At 72.1% G+C, this 17,551-nt stretch carries 11 protein-coding genes and 1 pseudogene; 5 read left to right on the plus strand and 7 right to left on the minus strand.

The annotated features are described in order from the left end of the window. Nucleotides 1-59 precede the first annotated feature (59 nt). A complete protein-coding gene (locus tag ACFQZ6_RS00920) occupies nucleotides 60-1,031 on the minus strand; it encodes a pirin family protein (protein WP_381604397.1) in 972 nt (323 codons plus the stop codon). Nucleotides 1,032-1,081: 50 nt separating this feature from the next. Then, on the minus strand, nucleotides 1,082-1,390 hold the full coding sequence (locus ACFQZ6_RS00925) for a GNAT family N-acetyltransferase (protein WP_381604398.1): 309 nt from the start codon (nucleotides 1,388-1,390) through the stop codon (nucleotides 1,082-1,084). A 291-nt stretch (nucleotides 1,391-1,681) separates the two neighbouring features. Here ACFQZ6_RS00925 and ACFQZ6_RS00930 point away from each other — a divergent pair, with 291 nt between their 5' ends. Continuing rightward, nucleotides 1,682-3,811, plus strand: a complete 2,130-nt coding sequence (locus ACFQZ6_RS00930) for an ATP-binding protein (RefSeq protein WP_381604399.1) — start codon at nucleotides 1,682-1,684, stop codon at nucleotides 3,809-3,811. A 16-nt stretch (nucleotides 3,812-3,827) separates the two neighbouring features. On the opposite strand, the gene ACFQZ6_RS00935 is transcribed toward ACFQZ6_RS00930, so the two are convergent. After that, complete coding sequence (locus ACFQZ6_RS00935) at nucleotides 3,828-4,406, minus strand: TetR/AcrR family transcriptional regulator (protein ID WP_381604400.1); 579 nt, start codon at nucleotides 4,404-4,406, stop codon at nucleotides 3,828-3,830. Nucleotides 4,407-4,495: 89 nt separating this feature from the next. Between ACFQZ6_RS00935 and ACFQZ6_RS00940 the strand changes: the two genes are divergently transcribed. Then, nucleotides 4,496-5,377, plus strand: a complete 882-nt coding sequence (locus ACFQZ6_RS00940) for an SDR family oxidoreductase (RefSeq protein ID WP_381604401.1) — start codon at nucleotides 4,496-4,498, stop codon at nucleotides 5,375-5,377. 91 nt (nucleotides 5,378-5,468) lie between these two features. On the opposite strand, the gene ACFQZ6_RS00945 is transcribed toward ACFQZ6_RS00940, so the two are convergent. Then, complete coding sequence (locus ACFQZ6_RS00945; RefSeq protein ID WP_381604402.1) at nucleotides 5,469-6,725, minus strand: cytochrome P450 family protein; 1,257 nt, start codon at nucleotides 6,723-6,725, stop codon at nucleotides 5,469-5,471. 302 nt (nucleotides 6,726-7,027) lie between these two features. Between ACFQZ6_RS00945 and ACFQZ6_RS00950 the strand changes: the two genes are divergently transcribed. Continuing rightward, nucleotides 7,028-7,774 carry an ABC transporter ATP-binding protein gene (locus ACFQZ6_RS00950; RefSeq protein WP_381604403.1) on the plus strand — a complete coding sequence of 249 codons (747 nt, stop codon included), beginning with the start codon at nucleotides 7,028-7,030 and terminating at the stop codon, nucleotides 7,772-7,774. Nucleotides 7,775-7,785: 11 nt separating this feature from the next. After that, complete coding sequence (locus tag ACFQZ6_RS00955; RefSeq protein ID WP_381604404.1) at nucleotides 7,786-9,684, plus strand: FtsX-like permease family protein; 1,899 nt, start codon at nucleotides 7,786-7,788, stop codon at nucleotides 9,682-9,684. A gap of 124 nt (nucleotides 9,685-9,808) precedes the next feature. Here the strand turns inward: ACFQZ6_RS00955 and ACFQZ6_RS00960 are convergent, their stop codons facing one another. After that, the gene (locus ACFQZ6_RS00960) at nucleotides 9,809-12,730 is read right to left on the minus strand and encodes an AfsR/SARP family transcriptional regulator (protein WP_381604405.1); all 2,922 of its coding nucleotides are present in this window, start codon (nucleotides 12,728-12,730) and stop codon (nucleotides 9,809-9,811) included. Between the two features lie 135 nt (nucleotides 12,731-12,865). Continuing rightward, entirely contained in the window at nucleotides 12,866-15,586 is a 2,721-nt protein-coding gene (locus ACFQZ6_RS00965; RefSeq protein WP_381604406.1) for an AAA family ATPase, read from the minus strand. Nucleotides 15,587-16,238: 652 nt separating this feature from the next. Here ACFQZ6_RS00965 and ACFQZ6_RS00970 point away from each other — a divergent pair. Then, complete coding sequence (locus ACFQZ6_RS00970; protein WP_381604407.1) at nucleotides 16,239-16,697, plus strand: hypothetical protein; 459 nt, start codon at nucleotides 16,239-16,241, stop codon at nucleotides 16,695-16,697. A 128-nt stretch (nucleotides 16,698-16,825) separates the two neighbouring features. Here ACFQZ6_RS00970 and ACFQZ6_RS00975 read toward each other — a convergent pair. Next, nucleotides 16,826-17,541: pseudogene (locus ACFQZ6_RS00975) on the minus strand (dihydroxy-acid dehydratase domain-containing protein); the annotation flags it as partial. Nucleotides 17,542-17,551 lie beyond the last annotated feature (10 nt).

Below are 17,551 nucleotides of genomic sequence, written 5' to 3' on the forward strand. Positions count from 1 at the left end.
GTGTGAGGTTCCGGGATTCGGCAGGACGCACCGCCGACGACCAGGCGTCCCCCCGGTCATCAGCGGACCCGGCCGCGTGCCTTCAGAGGTGTCGGGGGCAGTTCCGGGGCGGGCAGAGGCGCCCCGTCGAAGCCCACGATCGAACCGAATCTGGCGTCCCCGGCCATCCACTCCCGCCGGGCGCGCTCGATGTCCTGCTGGCTGCGCCCGATGAAGTTCCACCACATGACGATCTCCTCGTCGAACGGCTCTCCACCCAGGAGCAGCAGGCCACCGTCGCTGTCGGCCTCCAGCCGCAGCTCCTTGCGACCGCACCCGAGGTACAGCATGGAGCCCGGCGGCAGCGGTGCCCCGTCCACCCGCGTGGTGCCCGACATGGTCAGCACGGCGTACTCGAAGTCCGGCTCCAGAGGCAGTCGGGCATCCGCCCCCTCGGTGAGGGCGATGTCCACGCCCACCAGGGGCGAGTACGTGGTGCCCGGTGAGGCCGCGCCGTCCAGCTCGCCGAGGATGACCATCGCCTTCAGTCCGCCTCCTGAGCGCAGCTCGGGAAGACGGGCATGGTGTTCGAAGGCGGCAGCGGTCTCACGGTGCCGTTCGGGCAGGGCGACCCAGAGCTGAGCGCCGTGCAGCAGTCGAGCGTGGGACCGGGGCGACTGCTCGGCGTGCGAGATGCCGTGGCCCGCCGTCATCAGACCGAGTTCACGGGAGCGCACCGTCTGCTCGCTGCCCAGACTGTCGCGGTGCAGCACCTCTCCCTCGTGCAGCCAACTCACCGTCTGCAGGTTCGTGTGCGGGTGGGGCGGGACCCACATCCCCGGCTCGTCAGCGATGTCGTCGGGTCCGTAGTGGTCGACGAAGCACCACGCTCCGACCATGCGCCGACCCAGGTTGGGCAGGAACCTGCGCACCACCGTGCTCCCGCCGAGGGACGCCTCCCGGGGCGAGAGCAGTTCGTGCACGGGCTGACCGGGCACGCCCCGGCGACCGCCGCGCACCACGGGCCGCGGGCCGCTCTCGGCGTTGCTCACATCCGTCTCCCGAGGGTGCGTCGCGGTCGGCCGTGCGGCGTCGCCGGGCGTCACAGACCGAACCGTTCGCGGTCGGCCTCAGGCACCAGTGCCGCGTAGTCGTCCGGATGGTTCCTGATCCACTTGCGGATGAAGGGGCAGTACGGCAGCACCTTCAGGTTCTGCCGTACCGCGTCGTCGAGGACGGCGGCGGCCAGCGCCCCGCCCAGGCCCCGACCCGCGAACCGCTCGTCGATCTCGGTGTGCAGGAACGCGATCTCGTCCCTGAAGCGGTGGTACTCGGCGAAGCCAGCGCGCTCGTCCCCGTCGAAGATCTCGTACCGGGAGGCGTCCCGGTTGTCGGTCACGTGATGGGGCATGGTTCCTCCGGCCTGGGATACGAGCCGCCCACGCTGCCGGGGAAGGCTTCCAGCGAGCCCCGTGCGAGGTGGCGCGGTACACCGCCACTGTCCCGGCGCGGCGGGGTGCCGACATCGGTGAAGCTCGCCTAACGTCGCCCGGTGTGCAGTCGCCACCCGTACGGCCCGCCGTGAGGAGCGACCGGCTCCCCCTTAGGTACAAGTCACCGATTCCTCCCGCCCGTTCGGCGGTGCACGGTGGTCCTCACCGGCCGCGCGAGCGCCGCCCACCCCTCCCCCAGGGACATCGCTGTGTTGACCCCCACCAACGCCGACCACCACCAGCCCGGGCCACGGCCCGCCCACGCGGGCGACGTCCTGGCGAACCGGGTCGAGGCCGCTCGCAGCGCCGCCTTCATCGGCCGTGACCGTCAGCTCGGCGCCTTCGCGCGCCTGTTGGCCGCCCCCCACGCCAAGGAACCACCGCGGCCGATGCTGTACGTGCACGGCTCGGCCGGTATGGGCAAGACGGCGCTTCTGCGCCGGTACGCCGACCTGGCGCGGCAGGCCGGACGCCAGGTGCTGGCGTTCGACGCCGCCGAGGTGGACTCCCCCGGGCGGCTGCAGCACCGGCTGGCGGCCACACCGCCGCAACCGGACGGCGTGGTCCTCCTCGACGGCATGGACGTCTACCGGGGAGCGGCACGGCAGGTGGCGGAAGTCCTGGCGTGCGCCCTTCCGGACGGTGCCGTGGCCGTCCTGTCCGGCCGTCGTCCCCCCGAGGCGCCCTGGCTGGAGGACGTCGGCTGGCACGACGTCCTCCAGGTCGTCCCGTTAGGGCCGCTCCCCCGCTCCGAGGCTGACGCGACGCTCGTCGCCCTAGGAGTGTCCGCCGCGCACACGCGCGAGGCGATCGTCCGCTTCAGCCACGGCCATCCCCTGGGACTGGCGCTCGCTGCGGCGGCGGCCAGCGCCGGGACGTTCACTGATGACCAGGCCCCGCGGGAGCTGGTGTTGGACCTGCTCGACCGGATGCTCGGCGACGTGCCCGGTCCGGAGCACCGCACCGCGTTGGAGGCCAGCGCGCACAGCAGGTGGACCACGGAGGACCTGTTGCGGGCGGTGCTGGAAGACCCACGACACGCGGGGGATGCCTTCGACTGGCTCCGTCGGCGCCCGTTCGTTTCCGCCGAACGCCATGGAGTGACGCCCGAGCCACTGGTGCGCGACCTCCTGGACGCCGACTTCCGCTGGCGGGACCCGTCCGGCTACCGGGCCATGCACCAGCGGATACGCCGCCACGTCCTGCAACAGATGGAGCACGCCCAGCCTGACTCCGTTCTGCACGCGACCCTGGCGCTGACGTATCTCCACCGGCACAACGGCTTCGTCTCTCGCTTCGTCACCTGGTCCGAGAACCATCACGTCACGGAGATCACCTACCGGCGCGAGCTGCGGGCGGAACTGCTGCGCTTCATCACCGAGGCCGAGGGGAAGTCAGCCGCGAGCACGGCGGAACGGTGGCTGGACAGCCAGCCGCGCGCCTTCCTGCTGTACTGGGACACCGACCGCCAGCGGATCGTCGGGGCCCTGGCCTGGTTGCAGCTGGACATGGAGCTGGGCCCGACGCCCCTGGCGGCGGCGGCATGGCACCACGCGCAGACGACGAGACCCCTGCGCCCCCAGGAACAGGCGGCGCTGTGCCGACCGTACGGGCCTCCCTCTCTGTTCCGCGAGCCGTCCCCCCTGCTCGATCTGATGATCCACCGGGTCCTCGCCCACTTCATCGTGTCCAAGCCACGGGCCTGGACGTACATCGGTCTGCCGACCGGGACCTTCCTCGACCCGCTGATGCGCTACATCGACCAGCGCCCCCTGCCGGATCCGGTCGTCACCGAGAACGCCTCGTTCACGCTGTACGCGCACGACTGGCGAGCGGTGACCCTGGAGCGCTGGATGCAGGTCGGACACATGGTGGAGCTGGCCGGACCGGACGCACGCCCGGCTGCGCGCCGCGGGGAGAGAACGGATGCGTTGACGGTGCTCACCCGGGAGGAGTTCGACACCGCCGTGGCGGAAGCGCTCTCGGCGTGGCAGCGCAAGGATCTCCTCGCGGACAATCCCCTGACGCGTACCCGGATGGTCGCCGAGCGCGGGGAAAGCGACGCGGCCCAGGCGCTGCGCGAGGTTCTCGCCGAAGCACTGGACACCTTGGGCAGCGATCCGCGGTTGCAGAAGTACCACCGTGCCGTGGTGACGGGTCTGCTGCGCGGTGCGCCAACCCGGGAGACCGCCGCGGAGCGCCTGGGGCTGCCACTGAGCACGTTCCGCAGGCATCTGGCCCGCGGCATCGACGAGATCAGGTCCTACCTGTGGAACGCCGAACTGCGCAGTCCGCCGCCCGCGGGGGGCAGTGCGCCCGCCGATGCGCCCTCCTCCTGAAGTCGAGCGGCGGGGGTCAGCCCAGCGACGCGGTTGCCGCGCGCAGGTCTTCCAAGGCTGCCAGTGCGTGTGGCGCGAGCCCTTCGGTGTCGTCACGGTCGCCTTCGGACCACTGGGCGTAGCCCCGCTTGAACGCGAGGACGCCCAGCTCGCCCGCGAGGTGCGCGGTCGGCTCGGGAACGCCGCGGGCGGTGAGCGCGGCTGTCATGGCGGAGGCGAGGCCGACGCTCTTGAGGGCGTCGCGCTCTTGTAGTTCGGTGCTGGCTGCCACGGCCGCTTTGAGGCGGGGGCCGAGTTCGCGGTTGGCCGGTCCCATGGCGCTCGACGCGCGTTCCAGACCGGCCGCCACCGCCTGGAGCGGGCTGGCGTCCGCGGGTGCCTCGGTGATGCCCTCGGCGAGCAGCCTGCTGAGCGTTTCCTGGCCAGCGACCAGCAGCTCGCGCTTGTCGGAGAAGTGCCGGAAGAAGGTGCTCTTGGTGACGCCCGCGCGCTCGGCGATCTGCGCCACCGTCGTGGCGTCGTACCCCTGTTCGGTGAACAGGTCGACGGCGGCGACGACGAGTCGCTGGGCCGCTCCCGGTTGCCATCTAGCCATGAGACCAGGATAGGTGATGGGACTCTTGTCCCATCACCCTGTAGGGTCAGTGATGGGACAAGAGTCCCATCACTTTCAGGGAGAGCTTCATGCATGTCTTCGTCACCGGCGGCACCGGCACCATCGGCTCCGCCGTCGTCGCCGAACTCCTCGGCAACGGCCACACCGTCCTCGCACTGGCCCGCTCGGACGGCTCCGCGCGCACCCTTGAACGCGCTGGTGCCGAAGTGCTGCGAGGAGACCTGGCCGACCTCGACGTCCTGCGGTCGGGCGCGGCGCAGTGCGACGGCGTGGTCAGTCTGGCGTTCGGACGCGACTACAGCAGTCCGGACGCGCTCGCCCGGGCCATCGCCGAGGAGAGCGCCGCTCTCACCGTGCTGGGGCGGGAACTCGTCGGGAGCGACCGCCCGATCGTCACGGTCTCCGGCACGCCCTGGGTCCCCGGACGCGCCTCCGTCGAGGCCGATCCGCTGCCGACCGACGGACCGGTGGGCGGTCGGGGCCGTTCGGTCAACGCCCTGCTGGACCTCGCCGCGCACGGGGTGCGCAGCACGGCCGTCCGTATGCCGCGCACGGTCCACAACGAGGGCAAGGGCGGATTCGCGGGCCTGCTGACCGACCAGGCGCGCCGCACCGGGGTGGCCGGTTACCCGGGCGACGGCACCCAGCGCTGGCCAGCCGTGCACGCGCGCGACGCGGCCGTCCTGTTCCGGCTGGCCCTGGAGTCCGCACCGGCCGGGACGGCCTGGCACGCCGTCGCCGACGAGGGCGACGCGGTGCGGGACATCGCCACCGTCATCGGGCGGCGACTGGGCCTGCCGGTCGAGGCGGTACCGGAGGAGACCTTCGGCCCGTTCGGCCCGATCTTCGCCATGGACCAGCCAGCGTCCAGCGCCCACACCCGCAAGGCCCTCGGGTGGCAGCCGACCCACCCCAGCCTCCTCGAGGACCTGGAGACCATCCAGCCCTGACGCACACCGGGTGAACGCGCTGAGCAGACGGTCCGGGTGAGGAGCGCGGGGAGGTTGTCCCCGCGCCCAGGAGCCCAGACCCGCACAGCTGTCAGGTGATCGAACCCGGCCGGGCTGTCGGTGTGAACGTGACGGGCAGGCTGACGGGGCCGCGGGTGATGCCCGTGGGCAGCCATGTCACCGGCTGCTCCGGCTCGGCCCAGGCGAGGTCGGGCAGCCGGGAGAGCAGGATCCGCAGCGCTATGCTGCCCTCCAGTCGAGCCAAGGGCGCTCCGATGCAGTAGTGGATGCCGTGACCGAAAGCGGCGTGGCGGGCGTGCTCGCGCAGGACGTCCAGTTGGTCGGGGTCGGCTCCAGGCTCGACGGGCGCGTCCCGCCCGGCCGAGGTCAGGGCGACGGTCACCGTCTCGGCGGCCTTGATCAGCTCGCCCCCCAGTTCGAAGTCCTCGGTCGCGAAGCGCGTGGGCGTGATCTCCAGGGGCGGGTCGTAGCGGAGGAACTCCTCCACGGCACCCGGGATGTGCTCGGGATTCTTCCGCAGGACGCGCGCCTGCTCGGGGTGGTCGAGGAGCGCGACCATGGCGTTGCCGAGCAGGTTGACCGTGGTTTCGTGGCCCGCGACCACCAGGATGACCGCTGTGCCGAGCAGTTCGGCGTCGGACAGCTTCCCGGAGTCCTCGTCCCTGACCGCGATCAGTCGCGACAACAGGTCGTCCGCGGGTGCGCGCCGTTTGGCGTCGAGCAGCGCGCTCAAGTAGCCGTTGAGCGCGAGCAGGCCAGCCCGCTGCTGCTCCGACGGGACGCCCATGGAGTGCCGCGTCCAGGCCAGCAGGTCCGCACGGGCCTGCTCGGGAACCCCCAGCAGCTCGGAGATGACGGTGATGGGCAGAGGGGTGGTGTAGGAGGAGACGAGATCGGTACCGCCCTGCCCGGCGAAGGCGTCGATCAGCTCATGGGCCAGCTCCTCCATGCGGGGCGCCAGCTTCTCCACGGCCTGGGTGGTGAAGACGCCCGACACCAGTCGGCGCAGCCGGGTGTGCTCCGGAGGGTCCGCCATCAGCATGTTGCCGCCGAACCCGCTCCCGGCCAGGAGGATGTGGCGCCCGGACGCGCGCAACTGCTCGGCGAACGGCTCGGGGTCCTTGCTCAGTTTGGGGTGGGCCAGTGCCTCGCGCGCCAGCTCGTACCCGACCACGAGCCAGCCGAGGGACCCATCGGCCATGCGGACGCGGTGGATGGGTCCCTGCTGACGCAGTTCGGCGTATCGCTGGTGGGCCTCGGCCTTGAACGCCGGGGTACCGATGCGGACCAGTGGCGCACCGTCGGCAGGGGAGTCGTACGTGATCATGCTTCACTGTCCGGCGTACCGCGGCTCATCCGCCAGGTCAGCCCGCGGCCACTTCCAGCCCGTTCGGTGCTCACTCCGCCCACCCACGGCGCCCTCCGGCGCGGCCCTCGCGCCCCGCCCCGTCGCACCGGGCCGTGCCGACCACTAGGCGACTGTCACCGATGGTTTGTGGGGCCCGCTCGGGCACGCTGGCACTCATGCGCCTGCGTCAACGACGCGGCAGGCGATCCCCGCCCCGGATTCGGACAGCTCACACGCCGTCGGCGGAGGCCCCCGGACCGCGCACAGATTGCGAGACACGCATGGCCACTACGACCGACCACCGCATCACGGCCGCGGTCTCACTCCAGGACGCCAGCCGCACCTACGGCAGCGGCTCCACCGCGGTGAAGGCCCTGGACCGGGTGAGCGTCGACTTCGTCCCCGGCACCTGGACGGCTGTCATGGGCCCCTCCGGCTCCGGGAAGTCCACCTTGTTGCACTGCGCCGCGGGGCTGGAGCGCCTGGACGCCGGTCATGTCTGGCTCCACGACACCGACATCACCCACGCGAGCGAGCAGCAGTTGACCGCACTGCGCCGCGAACGCATCGGCTTCGTCTTCCAGAACTTCAATCTCATCAGCGCGCTGACCGCCGAACAGAACGTGGCACTTCCGTTGAAGCTGGCGCACGCCGACTGGGAAGCGGCCACCGTGCACCGGGCGCTGGCCGCCGTGGGCCTGTCCGGCCGACTCGGTCACCGGCCCCGTGAGCTGTCGGGCGGTCAGCAACAGCGCGTGGCCATCGCACGCGCCCTGGTCACGCGGCCCGACGTGCTCTTCGCCGACGAGCCGACCGGCGCCCTGGACTCACGCTCCGCAGCCGACATCCTCGCCCTTCTGCGGACGGTGGCCGACGACGGGCAGACCATCATCATGGTCACCCACGATCCCGCGGCGGCGGCCCGCGCGGACGCCACCGTCTTCCTGCGGGACGGCCGCGTCGTCGACCAGGTGGTGGGAGCGGACGCGAGCACGCTCGCCGACCACCTCGTCGCGTTGGAGGCCTGACCATGTGGAGCATGAGCTGGTCGGGGCTGAAGGAACGCCCCGCGCTGTTCGCCGGTGCCGTCCTCTCCGTCTGCCTCGGGGTCGCCATCGTGCAGTCCTCGCTGCTGTTGCTGCTGTCCGCCGCGACCCTCGAGCCCGCTGCCGGGCTCTCCCCGATCCAGCGCATGGACTTCGACGAGCGGATGCTCACCGCGGTCACCGTCCTGTCGGTGACCCTGGGCTGCGCCGCGTTCCTCGCGGTCTTCGTCATCTCCTCCACGTTCGCCTTCACCGTCACCCAGCGCCGCCGCGACCTGGCCCTGTTGCGCCTCACCGGAGCCTCACCCGGCCAGATCAGGCAACTGCTCCTGAGGCAGGCGGTCATCCTCGGCACGCTGGGCGTCCTGGGCGGTGTACCGCTCGGCCTGGCCACCATGCGGCTTCAGACCTGGCTGCTGCGCGAACTCGACTTCGTCCCGGATGACTTCGCCGGGCAGTTCCACGTCTGGGCCGTGCCCGCCGCCGGGGCGGCCGGTGTCGGCCTGTCCGTTCTCGGTGTCCTGACCGCTGCCCGTCGCGCCGCACGGGTCCGCCCGCTGGAGGCGCTGCGCGACACCGCTCCCACCCGGCGGCGCCTCGCCCGCAGCCGGTGGATCACCGGTGGGGTCCTGCTGCTGGGCGCGGCGGTTCTGATCGTCCTGGCGCCGACGGGGGGTCCCGCTGGCGGCCAGGCCATGGCCATGTGCGTCTCGGTGTGTGCCGCCCTCGCCTTCGCCTGCTTCGGACCGAGCCTGCTCCCGGCCGTCGCCCGGCTGATTCCGGTCAGGCGGTCATCCGTCCTGACCCAGCTCGCCAGAGCCGAGATCCGCGACGACGCCTGGCGCAGCGCCTCGACAGCGGCGCCCGTGATCATCCTGGTCGGTCTGCTGCTCGGCCAGTTCACCGCTCTGACCTCCGCCACCGCCGCCGCCCGGCAGGAGCAGCGCACCACCACGCGAGCCGACCTGGTCCTCGAAGCGCACGGCGACACGACCGCGCGCGTCGCGGGCATCCCCGGCGTGGCCACCGCCTCCACGGAGGTCCTGGTTCCCGCCGCCGTCACCACGGGCAGCGGCGAGCTGGCGTACACCGAACTCAGTCAGGCCCTGGTCATCTCCCCGCGGAACTACCAGCGTACGCACAGCGGCAGCGGGTCCCTCACCACGCTGGCGGGGCGATCCGTCGCGGCAGGCCCGGCCGCGCTGGGCATCTCCTCCGGCGACCGGGTGGGGGTGCGCGTCGGCGATGTCGACCTGGGGCGCCTGCCCGTCACCGCGGCGGTCCCCACCCAGATGGCCGGTGGGGCGACCCTGCTGCTGCCCGTCGGCCTCGTGCCGCAGGCCACACTCGCCGACGCGCCCTCCCGCAGCTTCGTCATCCTGCGGTCACCGGCTGACCAGGCCAGCGTGCGCGCCGCCCTGTCCCGTCTGGGCACCGTCTCCACCCTCGCCGAGTGGATCGACGAGGACACCGCCGCACGCACGTCCGCCAACGCCAGCACGCTCACGATGGTGATGGGCCTGGGCGGCGTCTACGCGCTCATCGGCGTGGTCAACACCCTCGTCATCGCCGCCGCCAGCCGACGTACCCAGATGGCGGCTGCCCGCATCGCGGGCTTCAGCCGCACCCAGACACTGGGCGCGGCATGGCTGGAGACCTGCGCGGTCACCCTCATCGGGCTGCTGCTCGGGCTGGTCGCCGCGGGCGGGACGCTCATGGCCATGGCGATGACCGCCGCGTCGGTCACCGGCACGCCCACCATCGCCGTGCCCTGGGGACTTACCGGCGGGCTCGTCCTGACCGTCATGGCGTTGGCGTCCGCGACCAGCCTGGCCGCCGCCTGGGCTGCCACGCGCCAACCCCCCGTGACGCTGCTGGCAGCCCGTGAGTAGGTGGGCCCTCGGACGGCCGCGACCCGTGCCCGGCAAGGCGCCGGAGAGCGAAGCAGCCGCCCGTCCCCCTGCCGTGTTCACCGCCCTTCGCCACACGCTCCGGGCGCTCCAGCGGTGGAGCCGTTCACTCCACGGCGGCACTGTCCGTGAGTCGCGTGGCGACGCGGTCGGCGGCCGCGTCGTAGCCCAGGCGCCGCAGGTCGTCCAGCGCCCGCTGCCAGTGCAACCGGGCCTGCTCCTTCCGGTTCGTTGCGGCCAGGACGTCCCCCAACGCGGACAGGGCGAGGCTGGCGAGGTGGTCGTGGCGGACCTTGCGGCTCAGCGCCAGACCCTGTTCGGCGTGCTGCAGGGCCAGTTCGGTGTCACCGACGTGCAGGTAGGTCTCGGACAGGCGTATGTGGGCGCCTGCCTGTACGAAGTCCTGTTCGCCCTCGTCCAGGAGGCTCAACGTGCGCAGGTGGGCCTCGATCGCGTCGTAGGGCTTGCCCTGCGCCAACAGGACCTGGCCGTGCCGGTACAGGCCGAACGCCTCTCCGTAGCGGTCGCCGTTGTCGTGGTGCAGTCGCAACTGGCGCTGCGAGGCGGTGGCCGTCTCGTCGTCGACGACGCCCATGCGGAGTTTGGTCTGCACCATGTTGCCCAGGGCGAGCGCCTCAAGGGAGGTGTTGCCGCGCCTGCGTGCGATGGACGCGGCCTGGAGGTGATGGCCGACCGCGCCGGCCGGATCGGCATACCCGACGATGATGCCGTGGACGTTGAGTGTCATGCCGTGGACGTCCTCGTCACCCGCGAGTTCGGCCAGTTCCAGGGCCCGTTGGGTCTGGACCCGGGCCTCGTCCAGGCGGCTGACCTGGGTGAGCGCCCCCGCGAGCATGTACCGGGCCCGGCCCTCCGCACGCGCGTCGCCCCTGCTGGCGGCGGCTTCGGCGACGACGGTGGCCACCGGCACCACCTCGTGCCAGCGGTGGGCGTTCATCAGCACGGCATCCAGCATCAGCAGCAGGGTGGCCGCCCGGTCGGTGTGGGTCCCCGCGGTCTGCAGGAGCAGACGCAGGATGTCGTTCAGGGTCGAGGACACCCATGCCAGCACGGCGTCCTCGTCCTTGAACCGCGGACCCCCCAGCGGGGAGGGGGCGGCCGTTCTGGGCACCGTGTGGCCGGGGCGGAGCAGGTGGTACGCGCCGGAGGCGGTGAAGAGGTGCAGGTCCAGCAGTCGGCCCAGCGCCGCGTGGCGTTCCTCCGGGGCGTCGGTGTCGGTGGCCAGGCGCTGCGCGAACAGCAGCACGAGGTCGTGGTACCGGTAGCGGTCCCAGGCCGGGGACTCCAACAGGCCCGCGTTCACGAGCCGTTCCAGCATGGGCCGTACGGTGTCCTCCAGCTCGGTCAGGAGCGTCGCCGCCGTGGCGGTACTGAAGCCGCTCTGCGCGGGGAGGGCGAGCAGTCTGAACGCCCGGCGCTCGGGCTCGTCGAGTTGGGCGTAGCCGAGGGCGAAGCTGGAGGCGACCGCGATGGCGTCGACGCTCAGTTCGGTAAGCCTGTGCTGTTCGTCGGAGAGCCGCTCCGCGAGTTGCGCCATGCTCCAGTCGGGGCGGGCCGCCAGGCGCGAGCCGATGATGCGCACGGCGAGGGGCAGTCCCCCGCAGGCGGTCAGCACCTGCCGCGCGACGTGCGGTTCGGCCGCGACGCGTGCGGCGCCGACCAGCCGGGTGAACAGGCGCAGCGCCTCCTCGGGCGGCAGGGCGCCGAGTTGCAGCCGGAGGCTGACCGGCAGGGTGGCGAGGCTGTTGCGGCTCGTGATGATGACCGCGCAGGAGGGCGAGCCCGGCAGGAGGGGGAGCACCTGGCCCATGTCGGCCGCGTTGTCGAGGACGATCAGGGCACGTCGCTGCGCGAGCAGCGTGCGCAGCAGCGCGGAGCGTTCGTCCAGGTCCTGGGGGATGAAGGCGTCGGCCTCGCCGAAGGCGCGCAGGAACGAGGCAAGCACGGCACCCGGGTCCGCCGGTGTGCCGTCGGCGCCCCGCAGGTCCGCGTACAGTTGCCCGTCCGGATACGACGTGAGCACCGGCTGGACGCTGTGCATGACCAAGGACGTCTTGCCGGCGCCGCCCATACCGCTGACCAGCACGATGGGCATGGCCTCGGTGGAGTGGTCCGCCAGCGCGTCCCGAATGCGTTCGACCTCCTGCGCGCGGCCGGTGAAGTCGGCGATGGCGTGCGGTATCTGACGCGGTACCGGTGCCTTCCGCTGCACGATCCCCGCGTCGGTCGTCGCCGGTCGGCGGGCTTGCAGTATCTCGGCCTGCAGCGCTTGCAGCCCCGGCCCGGGGCGCACACCGAGTTCTTCGTCGAGCAGGCGGTGGGCCTTGCGGTAGACAGCGAGGGCTTCCGCCTGTCGTCCGCCGCGGTAGAGGGCCTGCATGAGCAGTTGGTGCAGGGCTTCCCTCAAGGGGTGCTGCTCCACCAGGGCGGCTGCGTCGGTGGCCGCTTCCGCGTAGCGTCCTTCCGCGACGAGGGCCTCTAGGCGGGCCTCCATGGCGTCGAGGCGCTGGCTCTGCATGACGGAGCGTTCGCTGTCCGCGAGGGGGCCGGGTACGCCCGCCAGAGGTGACTCGTGCCACAGGCTGAGACACTCGTCGTAGAGGAGCCGCGCCGCCGCCGGATCACCGCCCGCGCGGGCGGCTCGGGCCTGGCTGAGCCGCTGCTGGAAGACTCTCCAGTCCACCTGGCCGTCGTCGACGCGCAGTTCGTATCCGCCGGTCACCGACCGCAGCACCTGCCAGGGCCGGGATCGGTCGTGATCAGGTTCCAGCACCTGCCGCAGCCGCCAGATGTAGGTGCGGACCACGGAAGCGGGTGAGCTCGGGGGGCGCTCCCAGAGGGCGTCCACCAGGTCGCTCATGCTCACGGACCGGCTGTGGGCGAGCAGCAGCGCGGCCACCACGGACCGCTGCTGCGGAGAACCGAGATCGATCTCCTCGGTGCCCCGGTAAGCCCTGAGCCGTCCAAGCAGCAAGAACCGGATGTCCGGGGTGCCCGCTTCCGCCATATGAGCCTCGCTATGCGTGGAACCGTAACGAAGGCACCCCGGGACGGCGTGCCTGAATTCCAAGATGTTGTCACGTCAATATAAAGGATGCGAGGTGCTCACCGCACGTGGTCCTCTCCAGGCCCTTGGCCATGGTCACCGCCTCTCGTCCGACACCAGCCTCGACGGGTCGCGCAGCTCACGACGGGAGGAGATGCCCAGTTTCCGGAAGATGCTGCGCAGGTGAGCGTCCACGGTCCGGGGCGACAGGAACAGCGCCGAAGCGACTTCCTTGGACGTCTCACCCTGGGCCACCCGGTCCGCGATCCGCTGTTCCTGCGCGGTCAGTGCCGTCGGTGGGCTACTGGTGCCGCGGGCCGGTCGCGCCCCGGCGGCGGCGAGTTCCCCGGCGCATCGCGCCGCGAACGCGCGGGCACCGGCCCGGTCGAAGATGTCGTACGCGGCACGCAACGGCACCCGGGCCTGCGCCGTCCGGCCAGCCCTGCGCAGCCACTCACCCCACAGCAGCTGGGTGCGCCCGGTTTGGAGTACCGCGCCGGTCGCGGCCAGTTTCCGGGCTGACCGGCGGTAGTACTCGCCCGCCTCCGGGCCGTCCGTGAGCAGCGCCCGTGCCCGCAGGTGCAGGCCCTGCGCCCAGCCCGTGCCCGTCAACCGGGCGCACTCCTCCAACTGCGCGACGGCCGGGGCCGCCGCGTCCAGGTCCCCCACGCGCACCGCGGCCTCCACCAACTCCGGCAGCAGCCAGTTGCGGAAGCCCGGCTCATCGCGTTGCGCCGCGCCCACGCAGGCCCGCAGCGCCGCCTCGTACCGGCCCGTGGCGTTGCAGTGGACCGCCTGCGCGCACTCGACCGTGGTCAGCAGCCGGCCTTCGGCCCGTCTGCCCGCTTCCTTGCTCACGACGGTGACCAGGGCGTGTAGCTGGCGCTCGTCGCCGCTCCAGGCCGCCAGGGCCAGGGCAGCGTGGCGGATCGGCGTGGCACCGATGGCCTGGCTGATCTCGTCGGCCTCGGTGACCAGGATCGCCGCCTCGCTCAGACGGCCACCGTGGATGTGGGCCATCGCCCGCTGCGCCAGTCCCGGGGGCAGGGCGGCACTGACACGCTGTTCCCGAGCGGCTGCCGTACGACGGTCCGCCAGCCGCTGCCACGCGTCGCCGTCCCACACGTCGATCGCGGCCTGGCAGGCCAGCCAGGCCCCGTTCACCTCCAGGTCCGTGGCGGCGGGCGCCGCCAGGTACGCGTTGACGGCGCGCCGCAGGGGCGCCACCGCGGTCGCGTAGCCCTTCACCGTCCGCGTGGCCACCGCGTCGAGCAGCACCTCGTGCGGGCGGGTCGCCGCGCCGGGCAGGCAGTGGGCCGCCCGTGCGGCGACCGCGAGATCCTCGGCCGGACAGAACCGACCGGCGTAGATGGCCGCGGCCATCACCTCCAGCAGCGGGCCGCGGGCGTGTTCGGAGTCGAGGGAGCGGGCGTGGACGGCGACTTCGTGGAGTGCGCGCACGGCGGTGGCGTCGCGGTGCAGGGTGTACTGGGTCTGGGCCCGCAGCGCGTCCGCCTGGCTCCGCTCCTCGTCATCGAGGGCCGAGGTGTGCAGGCGGTCGAGGAGGTCCAGTGTCTGTTCCAGGTTTCCCGCACGGTGCCGGGCCGCCGCGCTGGCAAGGAGCCGCAGCGCGCGTCTTCGGCGGTCCGTCGTCAGCCCGGCCGACAACTCGTAGAGCGCCGAGGCCGTCACCGAGTCCCGGTCGGCGGCTGTCTCGGCCGCTTCCTGCAACTGGGCCGCGACCACGTCGTCGAAGGACGGCGCCGCCTGCCCGCCGTGCCATGCTCGCTGTTCGACGAGGTGCGCGTCGCAGGTGCGTGCCAGGGCACGATGTGCCGAGCGGCGCTCGGTGAGCGCGGCAGCGGAGTAGGTCTTCGTACGGATCAGGGGATGGGCGAACCTGACGCGGGTCCCGAACTCGACCAGGCCGCTGGACTGCGCCTCGGCGAGGGCCTGCTGACCGAGTCCCAGGTGCGTTGCCGCCTCCAGCACCGTGACGACGTCGCCGAACGGCTCCGCCGCCGCCACCAGCAGCACCATTCTCGCCGACGCGGTGAGCCCTTCCATCTGCCGGACCAGATCGAGTGGTATCGGCAGCGGCAAGGAGGGCCTCGGCCAGGCGCGGGCCATCTCCGTCGGGGACAGGGCCGCCAGTACGGACAGCAGCGCGCGCGGGCTGCCGTGCGAGTCGGCCACCAGACGCTCGCGCACCCGCGCGTCGAGCGGGGCCCGCACATGGTCCGCGAGCAGCGCCTGCGCGGCCTGTTCGGACAGCGGAGAGACGGTCAGGTGCAGTAACGACGCCAGATGGGGGCAGCCCGCTGCCCGGGGCTGCGCGAAGACGATCGCTACCCGCTCGTCCGTGCACCGGCGCGCGGCGATCGCCAGGCTCTCCCGGGACACCTCGTCCATCCGGTGCGCGTCATCGAACAGACACAGCAAGGGATGCCGTCGCGCCGCCGCGGCCAGCAGTCCGTGCACGGCGAGGCCCATCTCCAGCGCGGACGGCGGGACATGGCCGGACCGCGATCCCGCCAGGGACTCCAGGACGTGCCGATGGGGGGCGGCCACAGCCGAGAGGTCCTCCCGCAGGTGAGCGGACAACCGCTGCACCGCGGCGTAGGGCAGCCCCTGCTCGCTGGCGACTCCGTCGACCCTGACCACCTGGACGCCCCGCGACACCTCTCGGAGGTGATCGAGCAACGCCGTCTTCCCGATGCCTTCTTCCCCTTGCAGCACCAGGGTCCGGCTGCGGCCTCCCCGGCTCGCCTCGACGAGCTGCTCCAGGACGGAGATCTCCCGGACCCGACCGTGCATCCTGTCGGCGGCACCGGCACCATCCCTGTGACGCACCGTCGGAACGGCGATGAGCATGTATTCCCCCAGGTAGCGCGACGACGTCACGCGAAGGCGGCCCACGCCGTCACTCCGCGGGACCGATCCTGGGACAGCGGGCGCCTATGACGGGTCGACCCGATCTCTACAACGCGTCTACGCCCTCCTACCGCGCGCCTGTGACCTGCGGAGACAGCGTCACCGGAAGGGGTGCCTCGATGTGGTGGTCCTGCCAGGCGTCGCGGAACGCCGCACTGCTGTCGAGCAGCGCTGGACGGCCGGGGAACGGGCGAGACGTAGGGTCGGTGAACACCGACCACAGGAGGTTGCGTCGGGCGCGATGGCGTAGGCGGGGAAGCCGGTGAGGGCGTCCAGCAGTCGGCGCACGTGTCCGGGGGCCGCGGGCGTCGGCTGTGCGCAGGTCACAGGACGCGGTGAGCGGAAAGTGAGCACCGTCTGGCAGCCAAGCGGTCTGGTGGATGAGCGGGCGTCCGGCCGACAGTGCACCATGATCACGCGAGCGGGCCCCGTCTGCCATGCTGACCTGCCCCGGGAAGGCCGGGCGACGTTCGAGGTCCGCCCTGCAGACGTCGTACGACGACGGCCCGCGCCCGTGTGTCGAGGCTGGTTGCCGTTGCTGGCCACCCTGTACGCGCTCACCTCGTGCGGCATCTCCACCACCGGTCCTGTGGAGGCTGGCCCGCCCGCCGGTGGCGTGGTCCCGAAGGTCCGGCTCTACTTCGTGCGGGACGGCGCTCTGGTCGTCGTACCGCGCCGCACCGTCGCGCCGGTCAGCGTGGCAGCGGCCGTGACCCTGCTGCTGCGCGGCCCGAGCCGTCCCGAACGGGCGAAGGGCATCACCACCCAACTGGCGGCACACCCTGTGCGGGTGAGGACGAGCGGCGAACGGGTCCTCATCGAACTGTCACCCCTGGTGGGCAAGGTGACCGAAACGGCGGTGGCCCAGGTCGTCTGCACCGCGCTGGACGCGCAGCGGGTCGCCGACCCCGGGGCCGAACCGGCTCCGGTCACCGTCACCGGCGCGGATCACCGACGTCTCCGAGGGAGCGCGCCCACGTGCCCCGCCGCCTAGGGGTGTCGGCCCAGCGTGCTGACATCGCGCACGGCACCCTTGTCCGCGCTCGTCACCATCGCCGCGTAGGCGCGCAGGGCGGCGGAGACCCTGCGATCGCGGCTCTTCGGAAGGTGTCCGCCCTTCGACTCCTCGACGGCCTCCTCCTGCGACTCGTAGACGACCGCCGGGCCCGCGAAGGACCAGAGGGACGCGTCGACACCGGCCGTCTTCACCACGCAGCCGTCCACGGCCAGGTTTCCCTTGAGGACCGCCAGCCCGCCGTCCTTCGCATAGGCGTGGTCGGTGGAGCGGACGCGGCCGGGGGCCGCGTGGCACAGTTCGAAGACTTCGGCGGAGGGGGAGCCGCCGCGCACGTCCCAGGTCCTGAGCCAATCGGCGAGAGACGGGCTGTGGACGGAGTGCACGTCCTCGTCGGGCAGGCCCGCGCGACGCAGTTCACCGAGCAGGGCGGGAACCCCGCCCGCGCGCTGCACATCTTCCATCAGGTGACGCCCGTTGGGGGCGACCTTGCACAGCACGGGAACCCGCCGGGACAGGTCGTCGATGTGTCGCAGTGGGAAGCCGCAGCGGGCCTCCTGGGCGGCGGCCAGCAGATGGAGGATCGTGTGGGTGAAGCCGCCCATGGCGATGTCCATGACCGTCCTGCCCCCGTCGACGTACGGCTGTCCGCGGGCCGTGTGCGTGGCGAGGACGGAACCGTTGCCCGGCGGGATGCCGTCGTCCACGGCGATCGTGTCGAACACGAACTCCGTGAAGCTGTTCGCGACCGCGATGACCGGCTTCCGCCGATGTCCGCACCGGGTACACCGGAGGCGCGCATCAGGGCGCGGGCGCCCGCCATGTTGCGGTCG

This window comes from Streptomyces flavalbus (assembly GCF_042674625.1).
GTDB classification, from domain to species: Bacteria; Actinomycetota; Actinomycetes; order Streptomycetales; family Streptomycetaceae; genus Streptomyces; species Streptomyces flavalbus.

Excerpts from the sequence above, each read along its gene's own strand:
- ACFQZ6_RS00965 (WP_381604406.1), bottom strand. The coding sequence starts at position 15,586 with ATGCACGGTCGGGTCCGGGAGATCTCCGTCCTGGAGCAGCTCGTCGAG.
- ACFQZ6_RS00950 (WP_381604403.1), top strand. The coding sequence starts at position 7,028 with ATGGCCACTACGACCGACCACCGCATCACGGCCGCGGTCTCACTCCAG.
- ACFQZ6_RS00925 (WP_381604398.1), bottom strand. The coding sequence starts at position 1,390 with ATGCCCCATCACGTGACCGACAACCGGGACGCCTCCCGGTACGAGATC.
- ACFQZ6_RS00940 (WP_381604401.1), top strand. The coding sequence starts at position 4,496 with ATGCATGTCTTCGTCACCGGCGGCACCGGCACCATCGGCTCCGCCGTC.
- ACFQZ6_RS00935 (WP_381604400.1), bottom strand. The coding sequence starts at position 4,406 with ATGGCTAGATGGCAACCGGGAGCGGCCCAGCGACTCGTCGTCGCCGCC.
- ACFQZ6_RS00960 (WP_381604405.1), bottom strand. The coding sequence starts at position 12,730 with ATGGCGGAAGCGGGCACCCCGGACATCCGGTTCTTGCTGCTTGGACGG.
- ACFQZ6_RS00955 (WP_381604404.1), top strand. The coding sequence starts at position 7,786 with ATGAGCTGGTCGGGGCTGAAGGAACGCCCCGCGCTGTTCGCCGGTGCC.
- ACFQZ6_RS00945 (WP_381604402.1), bottom strand. The coding sequence starts at position 6,725 with ATGATCACGTACGACTCCCCTGCCGACGGTGCGCCACTGGTCCGCATC.